The 18,543-nt window shown below is 50.8% G+C and carries 19 protein-coding genes and 1 pseudogene; 5 read left to right on the plus strand and 15 right to left on the minus strand.

Annotation, left to right across the window (positions count from 1 at the left end; all coding sequences use genetic code 11):
* The first annotated feature begins 52 nt into the window (after positions 1–52).
* Entirely contained in the window at positions 53–250 is a 198-nt protein-coding gene (locus tag HUZ68_RS06415; RefSeq protein ID WP_000460431.1) for a YbdD/YjiX family protein, read from the plus strand.
* Between the two features lie 9 nt (positions 251–259).
* Here HUZ68_RS06415 and hcxA read toward each other — a convergent pair whose 3' ends face one another.
* Positions 260–1,348: a hydroxycarboxylate dehydrogenase HcxA gene (hcxA, locus tag HUZ68_RS06420; protein ID WP_033815509.1), complete on the minus strand. Its 1,089-nt coding sequence runs from the start codon at positions 1,346–1,348 to the stop codon at positions 260–262.
* A gap of 108 nt (positions 1,349–1,456) precedes the next feature.
* Here hcxA and ybdL point away from each other — a divergent pair, with 108 nt between their 5' ends.
* A complete protein-coding gene (ybdL, locus tag HUZ68_RS06425) occupies positions 1,457–2,617 on the plus strand; it encodes a methionine-oxo-acid transaminase (RefSeq protein ID WP_000183923.1) in 1,161 nt (386 codons plus the stop codon).
* On the opposite strand, the gene HUZ68_RS06430 is transcribed toward ybdL, so the two are convergent.
* From HUZ68_RS06430 to dsbG, 4 genes are all read right to left on the minus strand, one after another.
* The gene (locus HUZ68_RS06430; protein WP_000502941.1) at positions 2,618–3,247 is read right to left on the minus strand and encodes an IbrB-like domain-containing protein; all 630 of its coding nucleotides are present in this window, start codon (positions 3,245–3,247) and stop codon (positions 2,618–2,620) included.
* Entirely contained in the window at positions 3,220–4,440 is a 1,221-nt protein-coding gene (locus HUZ68_RS06435; RefSeq protein ID WP_023155206.1) for a phosphoadenosine phosphosulfate reductase, read from the minus strand. Before HUZ68_RS06435 ends, HUZ68_RS06430 begins: the two co-directional genes overlap by 28 nt.
* A 146-nt stretch (positions 4,441–4,586) precedes the next feature.
* Entirely contained in the window at positions 4,587–5,489 is a 903-nt protein-coding gene (gene citR, locus HUZ68_RS06440) for a DNA-binding transcriptional repressor CitR (RefSeq protein ID WP_000183523.1), read from the minus strand.
* 208 nt (positions 5,490–5,697) lie between these two features.
* On the minus strand, positions 5,698–6,444 hold the full coding sequence (gene dsbG / locus HUZ68_RS06445; protein ID WP_001301891.1) for a thiol:disulfide interchange protein DsbG: 747 nt from the start codon (positions 6,442–6,444) through the stop codon (positions 5,698–5,700).
* A gap of 371 nt (positions 6,445–6,815) precedes the next feature.
* On the opposite strand from dsbG, the gene ahpC reads away from it, so the two are divergent.
* Both ahpC and ahpF read left to right on the plus strand, forming a co-directional pair.
* Entirely contained in the window at positions 6,816–7,379 is a 564-nt protein-coding gene (ahpC, locus tag HUZ68_RS06450; protein ID WP_000052796.1) for an alkyl hydroperoxide reductase subunit C, read from the plus strand.
* Between the two features lie 128 nt (positions 7,380–7,507).
* Positions 7,508–9,073, plus strand: coding sequence for an alkyl hydroperoxide reductase subunit F (gene ahpF, locus HUZ68_RS06455; RefSeq protein ID WP_000887629.1), 1,566 nt, complete (start codon positions 7,508–7,510; stop codon positions 9,071–9,073).
* A gap of 120 nt (positions 9,074–9,193) precedes the next feature.
* Here ahpF and uspG read toward each other — a convergent pair whose 3' ends face one another.
* Positions 9,194–9,622 (minus strand): universal stress protein UspG, encoded by a 429-nt coding sequence (gene uspG, locus HUZ68_RS06460; RefSeq protein ID WP_000278505.1) that lies wholly within the window; start codon positions 9,620–9,622, stop codon positions 9,194–9,196.
* Between the two features lie 220 nt (positions 9,623–9,842).
* Here uspG and HUZ68_RS06465 point away from each other — a divergent pair.
* Positions 9,843–11,080: pseudogene (locus HUZ68_RS06465) on the plus strand (zinc-dependent alcohol dehydrogenase).
* 3 nt (positions 11,081–11,083) lie between these two features.
* On the opposite strand, the gene yldA reads toward HUZ68_RS06465, so the two are convergent.
* From yldA to citD, 9 genes are all read right to left on the minus strand, one after another.
* Positions 11,084–11,173 carry a small membrane protein YldA gene (gene yldA, locus HUZ68_RS24930; RefSeq protein ID WP_000796528.1) on the minus strand — a complete coding sequence of 30 codons (90 nt, stop codon included), beginning with the start codon at positions 11,171–11,173 and terminating at the stop codon, positions 11,084–11,086.
* A gap of 137 nt (positions 11,174–11,310) precedes the next feature.
* Positions 11,311–11,721 carry a nucleoside diphosphate kinase regulator gene (gene rnk, locus HUZ68_RS06470; RefSeq protein WP_000089731.1) on the minus strand — a complete coding sequence of 137 codons (411 nt, stop codon included), beginning with the start codon at positions 11,719–11,721 and terminating at the stop codon, positions 11,311–11,313.
* A 228-nt stretch (positions 11,722–11,949) separates the two neighbouring features.
* On the minus strand, positions 11,950–12,756 hold the full coding sequence (rna, locus tag HUZ68_RS06475; protein ID WP_033815510.1) for a ribonuclease I: 807 nt from the start codon (positions 12,754–12,756) through the stop codon (positions 11,950–11,952).
* A 113-nt stretch (positions 12,757–12,869) separates the two neighbouring features.
* Entirely contained in the window at positions 12,870–14,333 is a 1,464-nt protein-coding gene (citT, locus tag HUZ68_RS06480; protein ID WP_000050323.1) for a citrate/succinate antiporter CitT, read from the minus strand.
* Between the two features lie 50 nt (positions 14,334–14,383).
* Entirely contained in the window at positions 14,384–15,262 is an 879-nt protein-coding gene (gene citG / locus HUZ68_RS06485; protein ID WP_033815511.1) for a triphosphoribosyl-dephospho-CoA synthase CitG, read from the minus strand.
* Positions 15,237–15,788, minus strand: a complete 552-nt coding sequence (gene citX, locus HUZ68_RS06490) for a citrate lyase holo-[acyl-carrier protein] synthase (RefSeq protein ID WP_032280480.1) — start codon at positions 15,786–15,788, stop codon at positions 15,237–15,239. Before citX ends, citG begins: the two co-directional genes overlap by 26 nt.
* A 3-nt stretch (positions 15,789–15,791) precedes the next feature.
* A complete protein-coding gene (citF, locus tag HUZ68_RS06495) occupies positions 15,792–17,324 on the minus strand; it encodes a citrate lyase subunit alpha (RefSeq protein ID WP_112925325.1) in 1,533 nt (510 codons plus the stop codon).
* A 10-nt stretch (positions 17,325–17,334) separates the two neighbouring features.
* A complete protein-coding gene (gene citE, locus HUZ68_RS06500) occupies positions 17,335–18,243 on the minus strand; it encodes a citrate (pro-3S)-lyase subunit beta (protein ID WP_000622357.1) in 909 nt (302 codons plus the stop codon).
* The gene (gene citD, locus HUZ68_RS06505; RefSeq protein WP_000700703.1) at positions 18,240–18,536 is read right to left on the minus strand and encodes a citrate lyase acyl carrier protein; all 297 of its coding nucleotides are present in this window, start codon (positions 18,534–18,536) and stop codon (positions 18,240–18,242) included. Before citD ends, citE begins: the two co-directional genes overlap by 4 nt.
* Positions 18,537–18,543: the final 7 nt, after the last annotated feature.

Below are 18,543 nucleotides of genomic sequence, written 5' to 3' on the forward strand. Positions count from 1 at the left end.
CGTTGATAGCTATTAATGCACTCTTTCAGCAACCTGATTACCGGAGGTATTGATGTTTGATTCACTGGCAAAAGCCGGAAAATATTTAGGTCAGGCGGCGAAGCTGATGATTGGTATGCCTGATTACGACAACTATGTCGAACATATGCGGGTTAACCATCCCGATCAAACGCCGATGACCTACGAAGAGTTTTTCCGTGAGCGGCAGGACGCGCGCTACGGTGGAAAAGGCGGCGCGCGCTGCTGCTAAATTTGCACGTCAGGCTTTAAACGATTCCACTTTTTCGAACGCTGCACGCAACGTATCTGGTGTCAGCGTGACTGGCAGGTAATGAATGGACTCCACCGGGCGCAAGGTGTGGGCAATCACTTTGTCGATCTCCGCCTGATTATTGATATCCACTTCCAGCTCCGCCAGCGTAGTCGGCAGATGAAAACGCTGATATGCCCCGGTTAATTGCGCCAGCACATCATCCTGACCGAGCAAGGCGCTTTGCACCAGAATTCCGTAAGCGACTTTGGTGCCGTGAAGAAACTTCTCGGTTTGCGGCAGCACGGTCAGACCGTTATGCACGGCATGAGCCGCCGCCACACGCGTAAAACGATCGCCCAGACCACCGACCATCCCACCACCAGCAATAATAGCATCCACCACATCGCAAAATGATTGCGTTAACTGTTGATTTTGCTGATCGCTCAGCGCCTGTTCGCTACTGTTTAACAAGACGTCACGAATGGCCTGCGCATTATTGATTCCCAGCCGCACGGTTAGCGGCAACGTTTCTGGTTGCGGAGCCAGCACCACCGCTTCATACCATTTCGCCAGCGTATCACCGATCCCCGCCAGCAGATATTGTTGCGGCGCATTGAGGATAATCTCCGGTTCCACCAGCACCATAAAATTGGCGTCGTCGAAAATCTCATAATGCAGCGCCTGTCCGGCATCGTTATACCAGACGGAGAGCGGTGTCCAGGCGGCGCAGGTAGCGGCGATCGTCGGAACGGCAACAAATGGCAGACCGAGACGGCGGGCGAGGGCTTTCGCGGTGTCGAGTAGTGCGCCGCCGCCGACGCCAATCACCACGCTGCGATCGTCACCGGACTCAGCCGCCAGTTGCTGTACATCGCTTTCGCTGCAATGACCGCGAAACAAAATATGCTTTGCCCCCGGCAGTTCAAACGCTGGCGGAAGTTTGGTTTGCGCCGCAGTAATGGCGCGTTCGCCGTAGATCCACACCGCGCGAGAAAGTTTTTCATCAGTGAAAAAATCGTGCAGGTGATTGAAACTTCCTGGATGTGAATAGTAGTTAGCCGGGCCGACGACCACGCGGATAGGATTGTGAGGCATGTTGTGTTGTCCTTATTGTTTTATTTAGACATCTAAACGTCTTGATTGCCAAATACTAGCATCGTGTTATAGTGCCTTCAACACGCAACTTCGTCAGGTACAATAAAAATGACAAATAACCCTCTGATTCCACAAAGCAAACTTCCACAACTTGGCACCACTATTTTCACCCAGATGAGCGCGCTGGCGCAGCAACACCAGGCGATTAACCTGTCGCAAGGCTTTCCTGATTTTGATGGTCCGCGCTATTTACAGGAGCGGCTGGCGTACCACGTTGCCCAGGGGGCAAACCAATACGCGCCCATGACCGGCGTGCAGGCCTTGCGCGAGGCGATTGCTCAGAAAACGGAACGTTTGTATGGCTATCAACCAGATGCCGATAGCGATATCACCGTAACGGCAGGGGCGACGGAAGCGTTATACGCGGCGATTACCGCACTGGTGCGCAATGGCGATGAAGTGATTTGTTTTGATCCCAGCTATGACAGTTACGCCCCCGCCATCGCGCTTTCTGGGGGAATAGTGAAGCGTATGGCACTGCAACCACCGCATTTTCGCGTTGACTGGCAGGAATTTGCCGCATTGTTAAGCGAGCGCACCAGACTGGTGATCCTCAACACTCCGCATAATCCCAGTGCAACTGTCTGGCAGCAGGCTGATTTCGCCGCTTTGTGGCAGGCGATCGCCGGGCACGAGATTTTTGTCATTAGCGATGAAGTCTACGAGCACATCAACTTTTCACAACAGGGCCATGCCAGTGTGCTGGCGCATCCGCAGCTGCGTGAGCGGGCAGTGGCGGTGTCATCGTTTGGCAAGACCTATCATATGACCGGCTGGAAAGTGGGTTATTGCATAGCGCCAGCGCCCATCAGTGCCGAAATTCGCAAGGTACATCAGTATCTGACCTTTTCGGTAAATACCCCGGCACAGCTGGCAATTGCGGATATGCTACGTGCAGAACCTGAGCATTATCTTGCGTTACCGGACTTTTATCGCCAGAAGCGCGATATTCTGGTGAACGCCTTAAGTGAGAGTCGGCTGGAGATACTACCCTGCGAAGGCACATACTTTTTGCTGGTGGATTACAGCGAGGTTTCTACCCTGGATGATGTTGAGTTTTGCCAGTGGCTGACGCAGGAGCACGGCGTAGCGGCGATTCCGCTATCGGTGTTTTGCGCCGATCCCTTCCCACATAAACTGATTCGTCTCTGTTTTGCCAAGAAGGAATCGACGTTGCTGGCAGCAGCTGAACGACTGCGCCAGCTGTAGTTATTTGACAGTCCAGGCGCGGGAATATTGACGGTCGGCAAACAGCTCTTGCAGACCGTTAATTTGCTTCAGGCGCAGCACTTCGTCGCTGTCCATTCCCAGCTCTTTGCCAATTTTATTATCGTCCCATCCCAACTGGCTGAGTTCACGGACGATTTCCGACATGGCGGTGATTTGATGGCGTCCACGAGCGCGATTATGACGAATAGTCGCGGCGATGCGTTGATTACGCGTACCTTCCAGACAGGTCACCGGCAAATAACCTTTTAAGCGTAATTTTAATGATGATGAGCCTTTACCAATTTCATGGCGGTGAAAACCATCCACGATTTCCAGGGCATTTTTATCCGTATGCGTGACCACAATGGGTTGGGTAAAACCATCTATTTCAATGGATTTTTTCAGCAGTTTTTTTTCGGGTGGTGCCACGTTGTTTGGGTTGTAATCATTAGGCATAAGTTGGCTGTTTTTAACCCACAGAACGCAATCCACTGGCTCTTCACGAAAGGGGCTAACCTGATGGATCGCCATGCGGATTTCATTAATCGCTTTGATGCGATCATCTTCCGGCAAGCTGGCGAGAAATTGCGTTAAATCCTGCGTTAATCGTTGTTGCATAGTATCCCCCATTCCTGACGTTTTCCTTTTATCCGTTCGTTATAACGCTGATAGTTCTTCGCTTTCGTAGGACTAAATGATAATGCCCGACACCAGTAATCGTTATTGAGTAAAACTTTGCATATCCGCCGCCAGGAGGGGATATCTTTCGCGCCAATGTCCCCTTGCTGGGTTTGTGGAACCTCGATGCCTTTTTTCTGATACCAGTGCAAATAAATGGCGATTTTATTGCGGTAATGCTCAGCTGTTTTTTCCGGCATGCTATTGAGCAGCAATAATGCATATTCTTGCCAGTCTAAATGTTCTGGCTTGAGGATTTTCCGATGCCCATAGAAATGATTGTCATGTCCGACGTAAATGCCGCCACTTTTTACCCCGCTGACTCGTGCGCACATAGCAGCCCAGCGATCCGGTTCGATAACGTGATAGAGCCATAATCCTTGTCGTTGCTCCGGGCCAAAAGGTTCGCAAATTCGCATATGACGCAGAGGAACGCCTGCCTGATACATTAGGTTATACAGTGGGTTGCAGAGACTTTGATGATTTGCATACCAGGTCCAGATATCAGCCACTTTCCAGTCGTAAATGGGATAAATGTACCAGCTATGACCGCCTGGTGCGGCCGTAGTCCAGGGTTTATCGTCGGCAAAACGTTGTTTATTTAAACTGGCGATGGCGACAAAACGGTTGTAGGACTCATCCGCACGGATGCCGATCATCATCGCCGCCGGACGTTTTTGTGAAAACCATTCGGCAAACTCACGTACAAATTGTTCGAAGGTCATGCCTGGCTGGTAAAAGCAGAAAAAGTCAGGATCGGTTATCGCATCTTGCGGGGGCTGACGCACCCATTCGACATCAGGTTCCCAGCACTGCCATTCGGGTTGGTATTGTGAAAGGGAATTTTGCGTCGTAAGCGGGAGCGCAACCCAGTAAAACTCTTCGATGACATCGGTGTACAACTCGCGCAGGGACTGAACATAGTTAATGGTGCAAGAGAATTGCGCCTCCCAGTCGATAAACAAAACGCAGATTTTTTTGCCCATTTGTCGGGCAAGTTCGGCTGTCAGATGCAGCATTAAACCAGAGTCTTTGCCGCCTGAAAATGAGACACAAACGCGGGGTAGGGTGTTGAGTGTCCAGGTAATACGCTCTCGTGCAGCTTCCAGAATATTGAGCGGAAGAGGAATTTTATAAATAGACATCTGAAGACGCTCTCTGAACGTTACAGGGTGATCAGTGAGATAAGACTGTTAATTATAAAGTAAACACTGAAAAGCAGAGTGTTTTATTTTTCATTCGCGCTGTGAATAAATAGGTGAAAGTTATAGTCGCTGTCTGAGGTTATATATCAAAAACACTCATTTAGACGGTCAATAAATCGGGAGAACACCAGATTGTTTAAAGAAGATTTATTATAGGAAATGTAAAGCTTTATTGAAGGTAACGGATGTTCTAGTTTTATCTCTTTTAAATTAAGAAAGTCACGGTGGGAGTTATAAAGTTCATAGGGGACTATTCCCAGTAAATCTGTAACTGCAATGCTATTAATGATTGTCAGCAAAGAGGAACCACGAAATGAAATTTTGCGATTCATAAATCTCTCGTCTATTTCCATTTGAATATCATCAACCGCTGCTGATTTAGATATTAATTGGGTGAACTCTTCTGCCATAATTTGTTCATAAGTGCTATTGTCAGTAATTCGTGGATGCCTATTACTACAAATTAGAGTATTGCGAATCGTATGCAATGGCATGCAAATGACGGAACGGCTGATCACTGGCATTTGGGTGATCACCAGATCGGCTTTGCGGTGAACCAACAGTTCTTCAGCATTCTCTGCTGACATGAGGATATCATGGCACTCAATCTCGACAGAGGAATCTTGCCGTAGGCAGCGGATCAGCATACTATTATTAGAGCAAGAAATGAGCTGAGGGCCGTGAATAATAAAGTTTTTCTTTAGTTCGGACTTATTGACTATATTAATTGTTTGTTCAAGGCCTCTGAGATTTTTCTCAAGATGGTGATGCAGATTTAACCCTGTTGTCGTCGGCGCGATACCTTTTCCTGAGCGAATGAATAAAGGGTCATTAAATTGCGCACGTAAGCGTTGTAACGACTGGCTCACAGCTGATGGGGTGATATATAGTGATTCAGCAGCTTTGCTAATGCTTAAATGCTGGTAAATACACTCAAATATGACAAGAAGATTTAAGTCGAACTTTTTCAAGTCGTAGAGATTGGTCATACACTACTCCGGTTATATTTTTCTTCCATGATATATTCACTTAATCAATGTTTTTTGCGTATATATTTTTATTGATTATGTTTTTTTGCTTAACTCAGGATTAAGTTTTTCTAAAATAGCACAGCCACTTAGGGTAGAGCGAGCAATTCATGCTTTTTTAGGATGGTTGAAAAGCAGGGATATAGTTCAACCATCCATGAATTACCTTTTATTTATTTCCCATAATGATATTAAGCGTTTTCTGATCGGGCAACCCCACGGCCTGTTGCAGCGTATTTTCCTTACTCATGTAATAGATAGCCGGAGTGACATTTGCCCCCAGATCGTCCATGAGTTTCTCGTTGTCGCTTAACACTTTCATTTGCTCTGTACTTACGTTTGCAGGCACGTTTAGCTTAAGCTTGCCACCAGAGGCTTCATATTCTTGCCAGGTTTTTGCGGGATCTTTGGAGGCAAGAATTGCCGCGGCTGTCGCCGGACTTTCTGGTTTGATAACCCCAACCAACAATGTTCTCAACTGTACTTTGCCAGAATCTACCCACGGGCGCGCCTGCTGCCAGAACTGTTTACAATATGGGCAGAACGGATCGGCGAAGACGTAGACAATGACCGGCGCGTCTTTTTTACCGTCGAGGAGCCAGTGGGATTGTTCCATCCGTTGCCACATTTCGCGTCCGGCTGGTGCGTAAATTTCTTTTTCGATAAGTGTGTTACTCAGGTTTTCACCTTTCTCGTTGTACATGTAACCAGAGATAGCGTGCTTACCATCTGGAGTCAGGTAGATGGTGACGCCCATATCCTGATACTTTCCGAGATAACCTTTCATTCCTCCGGGGGCATCGAACGTTTTGATGATCGTAATACCCTGTTTTTCAATCGCTTTTACTGGAGCAGGAAGTTCCTCTGCGAAGGCGATTGCAGGAAGCAGAGCCAGTAAAAGTATCTTTTTTAACATTAATTTGTCCTTTTCAGTCAGTGCAAAAGTCGAGTAAAAGGCATAACCTATCATTGTCATAGGTAAGAGCTTAGATCAGGTGATTGCCCTTTGTTTATGAGGGTGTTGTAATCCATGTCGTTGTTGCATTTGTAAGGGCAACACCTCAGCCTGCAGGCAGGCGCTGAAGATACCAAAGGGTAGTTCAGATTACACGGTCACCTGGAAAGGGGGCCATTTTACTTTTTATCGCCGCTGGCGGTGCAAAGTTCACAAAGTTGTCTTACGAAGGTTGTAAGGTAAAACTTATCGATTTGATAATGGAAACGCATTAGCCGAATCGGCAAAAATTGGTTACCTTACATCTCATCGAAAACACGGAGGAAGTATAGATGTCCTTGATTAACACCAAAATTAAACCTTTTAAAAACCAGGCATTCAAAAACGGCGAATTCATCGAAATCACCGAAAAAGATACCGAAGGCCGCTGGAGCGTCTTCTTCTTCTACCCGGCTGACTTTACTTTCGTATGCCCGACCGAACTGGGTGACGTTGCTGACCACTACGAAGAACTGCAGAAACTGGGCGTAGACGTATACGCAGTATCTACCGATACTCACTTCACCCACAAAGCATGGCACAGCAGCTCTGAAACCATCGCTAAAATCAAATATGCGATGATCGGCGACCCGACTGGCGCCCTGACCCGTAACTTCGACAACATGCGTGAAGATGAAGGTCTGGCTGACCGTGCGACCTTCGTTGTTGACCCGCAGGGTATCATCCAGGCAATCGAAGTTACCGCTGAAGGCATTGGCCGTGACGCGTCTGACCTGCTGCGTAAAATCAAAGCAGCACAGTACGTAGCTTCTCACCCAGGTGAAGTTTGCCCGGCTAAATGGAAAGAAGGTGAAGCAACTCTGGCTCCGTCTCTGGACCTGGTTGGTAAAATCTAAGTTCCGCAATCGCGTAATTAATCGGGTGCTGCGGCACCCGATTTTCTTCCCCGCACCATGATGCAAGCTGCATCCAGGTAGCCGCAGAGGCCGCTTGCATGATGATGTTTAAAGCCCAGGAGATAAACATGCTCGACACAAATATGAAAACTCAACTCAAGGCTTACCTTGAGAAATTGACCAAGCCTGTTGAGTTAATTGCCACGCTGGATGACAGCGCTAAATCGGCAGAAATCAAGGAACTGTTGGCTGAAATCGCAGAACTGTCAGACAAAGTCACCTTTAAAGAAGATAACAGCTTGCCGGTGCGTAAGCCGTCTTTCCTGATCACCAACCCAGGTTCCAACCAGGGGCCACGTTTTGCAGGCTCCCCGCTGGGCCACGAGTTCACCTCGCTGGTACTGGCGTTACTGTGGACCGGTGGTCATCCGTCGAAAGAAGCGCAGTCTCTGCTGGAGCAGATTCGCCATATTGACGGTGATTTTGAATTCGAAACCTATTACTCGCTCTCTTGCCATAACTGCCCGGACGTGGTGCAGGCGCTGAACCTGATGAGCGTATTGAACCCGCGCATCAAGCACACTGCAATTGACGGCGGCACCTTCCAGAACGAAATCACCGATCGCAACGTGATGGGCGTTCCGGCAGTGTTCGTAAACGGGAAAGAGTTTGGTCAGGGCCGCATGACGTTGACTGAAATCGTTGCCAAAATTGATACTGGCGCGGAAAAACGTGCGGCAGAAGAGCTGAACAAGCGTGATGCTTATGACGTATTAATCGTTGGTTCCGGCCCGGCGGGTGCAGCGGCAGCAATTTACTCCGCACGTAAAGGCATCCGTACTGGTCTGATGGGCGAACGTTTTGGTGGTCAGATCCTCGATACCGTTGATATCGAAAACTACATTTCTGTACCGAAGACTGAAGGGCAGAAGTTGGCAGGCGCACTGAAAGTTCACGTTGATGAATACGACGTTGATGTGATCGACAGCCAGAGCGCCAGCAAACTGATCCCGGCAGCGGTTGAAGGTGGTCTACACCAGATTGAAACAGCTTCTGGCGCGGTACTGAAAGCACGCAGCATTATCGTGGCGACGGGTGCAAAATGGCGCAACATGAACGTTCCGGGCGAAGATCAGTATCGCACTAAAGGCGTGACCTACTGCCCGCACTGCGACGGCCCGCTGTTTAAAGGCAAACGCGTAGCGGTTATCGGCGGCGGTAACTCCGGCGTGGAAGCGGCAATCGACCTGGCGGGTATCGTTGAGCACGTAACGCTGCTGGAATTTGCGCCAGAAATGAAAGCCGACCAGGTTCTGCAGGACAAACTGCGCAGCCTGAAAAACGTCGACATTATTCTGAATGCGCAAACCACGGAAGTGAAAGGCGACGGCAGCAAAGTCGTTGGTCTGGAATATCGAGATCGTGTCAGCGGCGATATTCACAACATCGAACTGGCCGGTATTTTTGTCCAGATTGGTCTGCTGCCGAACACCAACTGGCTGGAAGGCGCAGTCGAACGTAACCGCATGGGCGAGATTATCATTGATGCGAAATGCGAAACCAACGTCAAAGGCGTGTTCGCAGCGGGTGACTGTACGACGGTTCCGTACAAGCAGATCATCATCGCCACTGGCGAAGGTGCCAAAGCCTCTCTGAGTGCTTTTGACTACCTGATTCGCACCAAAACTGCATAAGAAGAAGTAAGATTCACCTGCAATTGCTTAGCCGCCGGGGTCAAACCTGGCGGCTTTTTTATGGCATTAAAAAGCCCTGCCGGGATGCCTCCGGGCAGGGCTGGAGACTTATTCTGGCAATTAACGCACAACCAGCACCGGCAGATTGGCGTGGCGGATCACGCTCGAGGCGTTAGAACCTAACAGATGGGTCGAAATCGATGGGTTGCGAGAACCGATAACTACAACATCAGCCCCCAGTTCTTCTGCCAACTCATTGACTTCATCCCGCACGCTACCAAAACGGACATGTTGTTTAATGCGGGAAGGATCGATGGTGAAGTGGCTGACCATCGTTTGCAGACGTTCTTCTGCTTCATGTTGCAGATGCTCTTCAAAACGACGCACATCAGCGGCAAAACGGTGCAGGCTCAGGCTGGCTGACCCGGGTAGTACGTGAAGTAGATGAATAACTCCGTCATCCTGAGCGAGGAATTCAGCGTGGCGAACAGCTTTGTCGCTCAATTCCATTTCAAATACATCAACTGGCATAATGATTGTCTTATACATAACCCTTTCTCCCTGTTAATCATGAACAAATCATTCGCCATGATTATAATATTTATCCCTGATATTTGTCTGGTTCTTTTTCCTTACGAACGGTTTCTGTGATTAATATATTCTCACTGAACACCAGGAATTCTCCCAAAACCTGCGGTACCGCCCGTTTTCCCGCTGTGATAGCTACCCTTAAAGACTGACTCTTTTTTGAACTGTCTCTGGAGGTTGCATGAAGGCATTGACTTATCACGGCCCACATCACGTTCAGGTAGAAAATGTTCCCGATCCGGGCATTGAACAGGCAGATGATATTATTCTGCGTATTACGGCAACGGCGATCTGTGGCTCTGACCTCCATCTTTATCGAGGCAAAATACCCCAGGTTAAACATGGCGATATTTTTGGTCATGAATTTATGGGGGAAGTCGTTGAAACCGGGAAGGACGTAAAAATTTGCAAAAAGGCGACCGGGTGGTAATTCCGTTCGTCATTGCTTGTGGCGACTGTTTTTTCTGTCGATTACAGCAATATGCCGCCTGCGAAAATACCAATGCGGGTAAAGGCGCTGCGCTCAATAAAAAACAGATACCAGCACCCGCGGCATTGTTTGGTTATAGTCACCTGTATGGCGGCGTTCCTGGTGGGCAGGCGGAATATATCCGCGTCCCTAAAGGGAATGTGGGGCCGTTTAAAGTACCGCCTTTGCTTTCAGATGATAAAGCCCTTTTCCTTTCTGATATTCTGCCAACGGCATGGCAGGCAGCAAAAAATGCGCAGATCCAACAAGGTTCAAGCGTTGCTGTCTATGGTGCCGGTCCTGTGGGATTGTTGACAATCGCCTGTGCACGGTTGCTCGGTGCGGAACAGATTTTTGTTGTTGATCATCATCCCTACCGCTTGCGTTTCGCCGCTGACCGCTACGGCGCGATCCCGATTAATTTCGATGAAGATAGCGATCCGGCACAGTCAATTATTGAACAAACGGCAGGTCACCGGGGCGTGGATGCAGTAATAGACGCCGTCGGTTTTGAAGCGAAAGGCAGCACCACGGAAACGGTGCTGACTAACCTGAAACTGGAGGGCAGCAGCGGTAAAGCGTTGCGCCAGTGTATTGCGGCGGTCAGGCGTGGCGGCATTGTTAGCGTACCGGGCGTCTACGCTGGATTTATTCACGGTTTCCTGTTTGGCGACGCCTTTGATAAAGGGTTGACGTTTAAAATGGGACAGACCCACGTTCACGCATGGCTGGGAGAATTATTACCGTTAATTGAGAAAGGATTACTGAAACCAGAAGAAATTGTTACCCACTATATGCCGTTTGAAGAGGCCGCCCGGGGATATGAGATTTTCGAAAAACGTGAAGAGGAGTGCCGTAAGGTGATTCTGGTACCCGGTGCACAAAGCGCAGAGGCGGCGCAGAAGGCGGTTTCAGGTCTGGTGAATGCGATGCCGGGGGGAACAATATGATCGTCAGGAGTGGTTTTCGAGGTAAAGGACAGCCATGACGATAATCGCCGCCATAATCAGAAATCCTATCAGGATGTAAAATGCTTCTGCCATGGTTATTCCCACAAACGAAACGGAATAATTTTGCAGCAAAAGTGAACAGTGAGAACCAGGAAAAATTGCTGATTTTGCGTAAAGAGGATGCGAGTGCATCCTCTGGGCAAAGCGAGTTATCGCTTGTGCAGATGGGATTAAAGCAGATAGTCGCCAGCAGCTTCTGGCTGGTATTCGAGTTCCAGCACTTCAAGGTGGGTTGCAACGCCGCCCGGAAGTTCCCAGTGAATGGAATCGCCAACGCGCAGCCCCAGCAGTGCGGCACCTACCGGAGCCATAACGGAAAGCTGAGTATTGCTATCGGTCATTTTTGCCGGATACACCAGCGTGCGCACACGCACTTCGCCATCGCTAAGATTGCGGAATTTAACCCGGCTGTTCATTGTCACCACGTCGTGTGGCATCTCTTCTGGCGAACACATTTGGGCGCGATCCAACTCTGCGTTTAACGCGTCGGCGATTGGCAAACCAGCATAGGCGGGTTGCTCCAGCAGAATATCGATGCGTTCGGCATCCAGGTCGTTAATGATGATAGTTGGTCTGGACATTTTTACTCCATGTCGTCGGTACTGCGAGTGTCGCAGATAAACATACCCAAAAGAAAACCCTCACCGTCAGGCGGCGAGGGTTTAACTCACATGATGATACTGACTGTTGCTCACTCTTTGAAGTGATTTGCGTCACATTCAGGGAATTCCTCAATGCAGCGCATTATGTATAATTCTTAATCGTCATGGTTATGGAAGACGAATTAGCGTGTTTTGTAAATCAGAGGATTAATAACCCGCTTTATCAATCACAAAGGTTTTGCCACAGTTGCCTGGGTGAGGTTGTGGCAAGAATGAGTTTGCAGAAAGCGGAGCGTTGATGGCGTCAGCTTTGATCGAGATCTGAATTTCAGTCAAATACGCAGGGTTACCCTGGCACGTTAGCTTAACTGCTTTCACGTTCTCTTTTCCCCAGCTTTTGGCAAAGGCGGCGTCAAAGTCACGGCGGTTCACTGTTTTACCGTAATTATCCGCAAGGAATTTTCCGGCTTCGCTCTCTTTTATTTCTTGATTCAGGCGTACCATCGTACCGAAGTATGCGTCCGGATCAAAACCAAAGCAGGCACCGTGTTTGGCATATTCGTAGCGTTCCAGGCAGGAACGTCCGCCAGCTCCAGGCATGACTTCACTTAGTTTAGCGGCCGTTTCCAGTGATAATCCGGTTTCCGGCGATGAACACATCCGGCTGGCGCGCGCTTCTGGTAGATTCGGGATTGGGCGAGTAGCGCAACCGAAGCGCATCCAGCGGCGTTCATCAACACCACGGGCAGCGACCGATTTAGGCAATCCTGGCCACAGACCATGTACGGTCAGAAAATCAGCTTTGTTGGTCGTTTCGGTTTGCAGGCGACATTCATCTCGTTCGTTACGATTTCGATCGTGTTGACTCTGGCAAAATCCGGTTTGCCAGGAGAGGGCCAGGACATAGCGATCAAAATCGCCATACTGTTTTGCCTGCAACGCTACGGCGTTGGCAGAAGAGAAGGGAAGCAGAGAAACCGCGAGCAACGCGGCGTTACGCCAGAATGCTTTCATAATGGGTGTGGAACTCATACATACACTGAATACTATCTATTAAATCATAAAAAAGCCCGCCAGGTGGGCTTACCTGGCGGGCGTGATGATTTATTCAGCGTTTGGCGAACGTATTAGTTCCACATGGCGAGAATCGGCCAGCCAACCAACAGCAACATAGAGATGTAAATCACCCCGAAGATTGCGCCAAGACGCCAGTAATCTTTTGATTTCACATAGCCACAGCCGTAAATAATCACCCCAGGACCGGTTGCATACGGCGTCAGACAGCCCATGATACCGATAGACAGCACCAGCAGGATACACAGTTGTTCCATTGGTACGCCCGGGATCCCTTTACCGACGGCCAGAATAACCGGCAGCATGGTTGCGGTGTGCGCAGACAGGCTGGCAAACAGGTAGTGTGCAAAGTAGAACACCAGAACCAGTACAATCACCGTTGCGTTTGGTGAGAATCCTTCCAGGTGCGTACTCATGGTACCGGCGAACCAGTCAATAAAACCAGAACGAGTCAGGCCGTTAGCCATCACAACCAGAGTTGCCAGGTTGACCAGCGTGTTCCATGCGCTGTTATAGCGGGTAATGTCTTTCCACGGCACAACGTGCAGGGCCAGCATTAGCGAAACTGCCAGCAGACCAACCGCAGTAGCATTAATGACTTCACTGCCAAATACCCACAAACCTAAGCTGAGCAATACAAGGCCAATCAGCGTCCACTCTCTGCGTGTCAGCGCACCCATGGTTTTTAGTTCATCACCCGCCCAGGTTGCCACTTCTTCACTGTGTGTGATTTCCGGTTTGTACAGCACGTAGGAAAGCCACGGCGCAATGATAAGCAAGATAACCCCAACCGGCAGGAAGCAGAGGAACCACTGCAACCAGCTAATCTGGATACCGGCAATTTTGCTGACGAACTCCAGACCCAGCACGTTTGGTGCCGCACCGGTGACAAACATGGACGAACTCAGACTGGTACTAATGACCATCATCCACATCAAATAGCCGCCAATACGACGCGCGGACGGATCGTTCGGGAATGATTTAAACAGCGGCGGCAGGTTTTTAATGACCGGAAAAACCGTACCCCCGGTACGCGCGGTGTTGGACGGTGTAAACGGTGCCAGCAGAATGTCGATAATGACAATCGCATAACCCAACGTCAGCGTGCGTTTGCCCATGAATTTCACCAGGAAAAGGGCAATGCGACGACCTAACCCGGAAACTTCATACCCTAATGCAAAAATAAATGCGCCAAATACCAGCCATACCGTGGTGCTGGAAAAACCAGCCAGACCCCATTTCAGCGCCTGTTTTTGCGCATTAAACGCTGGGTCAGCTAATTCTTTGGCATCAAAGAGCAGGTAATTACTGCCAATAACGCAAATAGTAACCGCAATAAAACTGATCGCTGTTGCCGGAATTGGCTCGAGGATCATGCCGACAATCATTGCCACAAACACAGCGAAGTAATGCCATGCCTGCGGCGGCATACCGTCGGGGACAGGGATAAGAAACATGACGCCCATCACCACCAGTGGGGCCAATAGTTTCCATATATTATCTTTTGCTAAAGACATACGGGTTCTCCGAAAATTAATATTTCAAAATTTATCAAGTGCTTAAATAATTAAATCTGTGCTAAAAACCAGGTAAGGATCAGCAGGTCGGCACTGCCGCCTGGACTGAGATTTCGTTCGATACACTCCCTGTCGAACTGCCGGAGATAATCGAGATCGGCGGGGGTTCGAATGCCCCCTTTTTGCAATAATGTTTGCGCCTCGCGCTGTAGCCAGCGCAGGCCCCCCTCGCCACCGCGCGATGCAACGTTGGTATCGCCGTTGATCGCCATCAGTAGGAGCAAGGTATCGAGCAATGCCAGTTCAGGATCTAACCCCTGATCCAGCAGAGTGAGGTAATGCGGCAAGGCGTGGTTGATCACCAGTGGATAACCCGCTTCGGCTTCACCGCGTGCGCCGGTAAGGCCAAGCTGCTGGTACAACCGTTGACCTGCCGTCAGTTGTGAATTATTGCTACGCAGTTCGCGATCGGTCAGGCCACGGCAGAAACTTGCCGCCGTAGAACAAACGGTTGTTGGCGTTACCGGCTGGTTGAGCTGAAGCAAACGGCCAATTGCCGCACATAGCAGCCCTAAAGAAAAAATGCTGCCTTTATGCGTGTTTACGCCCGCAGTGGCGCGGAACATATCACCTTCGCAAGCCATACCAATTGGGCGTAATCCGTGGAGTACCGCTTCCGGTGCCATTTCTGCACTACAGGCACCAAATTCAATGAAACGGGGTAACCAGCCCTGAATCGCCAGCGCGCTGCGGTGGAAATCTTCCAGCGCCATATCTTTGTGCGCACCGCAGTTAATGCGATCCACGAGGCCTGGTTTCGGTGACAGATTGACTTCAGTCAGCATGGCGCGCCAGCCCAGCAGGGCGTACTCATCGATTAATGACGTCGCAAGCTTTGTGGTTTTAGTTGACGTTGCAGGCATCGACATCGTTCAGCAGTGCCTCCATGCGGTTGAGTAAATCGGTCAGTTGATGGGTTTTTCCACGCGCGCAAACAGCTGCGCTTTGCGCGCACAACAGGCAGCGGCGAGGCGGCAGTGAATAGTCGCGGCGGGAGAGAATTTCGCCTTCGGGCGTCAGGACATCGATATCCCATAACCGCCCGAGAGGATGACTATGTTCAAGCTCAATGGTGGCGAGCTTGAGGTCGCGAGCCGGGGCGGCAATGCTTAACATGCCCTCCGGCCCGCTGGCGGAAACCAGTGCAGCCTGCTCCTGAATTTGCCAGCCCTGTTTTGCGGCTAAGGCACACAAGGCGGTCACGCCATGATTAAAAATTCGGCGTGTGACCTCGCTGTCTTTAATCGGCCCAGGCGCAACCACGGTAAAGGAGACCAGTGGAAAAGGATGGCGCTTGAGCCAGGCGTGTTGCCGTGCTTGCCTTTCATCCCGGCTGACGAGCAGCTCGGGAATTGACACCGCATGGTGGCTGGCGAGTTCAGGAAGCAGGAGCATGGCTTATTCCTTCACCTGATGCACAACATCGATCACCGAGCCATCGCGGTAACGCACAACGGCAACGACGCGGTCGGTGAATTCAATCGGCTGTGGTTCACCGGTCAGCAGACGCGCACGTTCGCGCAGCCACTCAATGGAAACCACTTTAATGCCCGATTCCTGCAGACGTTCTGCCAGTTCCGGACGTGCCGGGTTAACTGCGATACCGTGGTCTGTGACCAGAATATCGACACTGGAGCCTGGGGTGATGCAGGTCAGCACGTTATCCACCAGAGTCGGAATACGACCGCGTACCAGCGGCGCGACGATGATGGAAAGCGCAGAGGCAATCGCGGTATCGCAGTGACCACCGGAAGCACCACGCAGTACGCCGTCAGAGCCGGTCAGCACGTTAACGTTGAACTGGGTGTCAATTTCCAGCGCGCTCAGTACCACCACGTCGAGACGATCAACCGATGCGCCTTTCGAACCCCAGTTAGCGTACTGGTTGGCGCTGATTTCGATGTGATTGGGGTTACGGGCCAGCGATTGCGCAGCGTGGCTGTCAAAGCTCTGCACATCCAGCAGTTTGCGGATCAGACCTTTTTCGTGCAGATCAACCATCGTCGCGGTAATACCGCCGAGGGCGAAGTCGGCGCGAATATCGCGGCTACGCATTTTGTCTTCCAGGAAACGGGTTACCGCCAGCGATGCGCCACCGGTACCGGTTTGCATAGAGAAACCTTCTTTGAAGTAGCCAGAGTTGACAATCACATCCGCAGCGCTACGGGCAATAAGCAGTTCGCGCGGGTTAGTGGTCATACGGGTCGCACCAGCGCCGATTTTTGCAGCATCGCCAACGCGATCAACTTTGACGATCAGATCAACCTGATCTTGCTCAATGCTTGCCGGATTATGCGGATAAGGCAGCAGTTCTTCGGTAAGCATCACGACCTGTTTTGCGTTGTCGGCATCAACCATTGCATAGCCGAGGGAGCCGCAGCAGGCTTTACCGGTGTAGCCGTTGGCATTACCGAATTCATCACATGACGGGACGCCGAGGAAAGCCACGTCGATATTCAGTTCGCCGCTCTGTACCAGATGCACACGACCGCCGTGAGAGTGGATCTGCACCGGTTCTGCCAGCAGACCACGGGAGATCTCTTCCGCCAGTGGACCACGCAGGCCGGAGGTATAAATGCGGGTAACCACGCCCTGGCGAATGTGTTCTACCAGCGGCGCATGGCAATCACTCAGGGAGCTGGACGCCAGGGTCAGGTTTTTAAAGCCCATCTTCGCGATGACGTCCATCACCATATTGACGGTCAGGTCACCGCCACGGAAAGCGTGATGGAAGGAAACCGTCATGCCGTCCTGTAAACCAGAGCGACGAATCGCTTCTTCCAGGTTGGCGCACAGTTTGCGATCGCGCGCTTTTTCAGCCTGGTAGGTTTGCTTTGGCGAGTTCTGGAAAGCGGCAAGATCGCATTCAGCGCGACGATTCCAGGCCGCTACCCGTTCTTGTCGTTGAGATTGTTCAATTTTCTGCGTCATTTTGATTGCCTTATTCTTCGCGAATGCCGGAAAGTTCTGCACGGGAGAGCACCAGACGGGCGCGATCGATAACCGGACCGTCCACCATCTTGCCGTTCAGGGAAACCACGCCGAGGCCTTCGCGAGCGGCGGCTTCAGCGGCTTCTACGACGCGGCGGGCGTGATCCACTTCTTTCTGGGTCGGTGCGTAGAGGTTGTGCAGCAGATCAATCTGACGCGGGTTGATCAGCGATTTGCCGTCAAAGCCCAGCTGTTTGATGTGGGCGGCTTCTTGCAGGAATCCGGCTTCGTTGTTAGCGTCGGAATAGACGGTATCGAACGCCTGAATACCCGCAGAGCGCGCGGCCTGCAAAATGGAACAGCGTGCGAACAGCAGTTCAGTTCCTTCCGGGGAGCGTTCTGTACGCAGGTTGCGCACATAGTCTTCTGCACCGAGGGCGATACCGATCAAACGCTCGGAAGCGTGAGCGATTTCCACTGCGCGGGTAATCCCCAGCGGAGATTCAATCGCCGCCAGCAGGCCGGTGCTGCCGGGTTCACGACCACAGGCTTTTTCGATACGCAGGATCTCTTTTTCGATATCCAGAACATCCTGAGCGGTATCGGTTTTCGGCAGACGCACAACGTCCGCACCACCGCGAACGACGGCTTCCAGGTCGTTAACACCCCATTCGGAATCCAGCGCGTTGACACGCACAATGGTTTCAATATCGCGATACAGCGGATGTTGCAGCGCGTGGTAAACCATGCGGCGGGCGGTGTCTTTTTCACGCAATGCTACGGAGTCTTCGAGGTCAAACATCAGGGCATCAGCCGGGTAGATGAAGGAGTTGCTGACCATCGCGGCATTGGCACCAGGCACAAACAACATGCTGCGGCGGGTGCGAGTTTTACGTTGTTGCAGCGAAGCGGAAATCATTGGCAATCCTCCCATGGCAGAGCCGGGATACCGCTGGCGCGTGCCAGCAGGGCTTCCAGTCGTGCACGTAAAATGCAGTCCAGTGCGCCTTTGTCATCGACATTCAGCTGTACGCCGCGCACGTTGTAGCGGGCGAGAACGTCCAGAATGGTGGTGCGAATTGCATCGCCAAACTGTTTCTCAACGCTGCTATTGATTTGCAGGTCGATATCCTGCGTATCGAGTGGGGCGATGCGTATCATCACATCCCCAGACTCAAGGGTGCCTGCAACGGCGGGCTGGTTTATTTTCATTTTTCAC

It is taken from the genome of Shigella dysenteriae, from assembly GCF_022354085.1.
Classification (GTDB): domain Bacteria; phylum Pseudomonadota; class Gammaproteobacteria; order Enterobacterales; family Enterobacteriaceae; genus Escherichia; species Escherichia coli.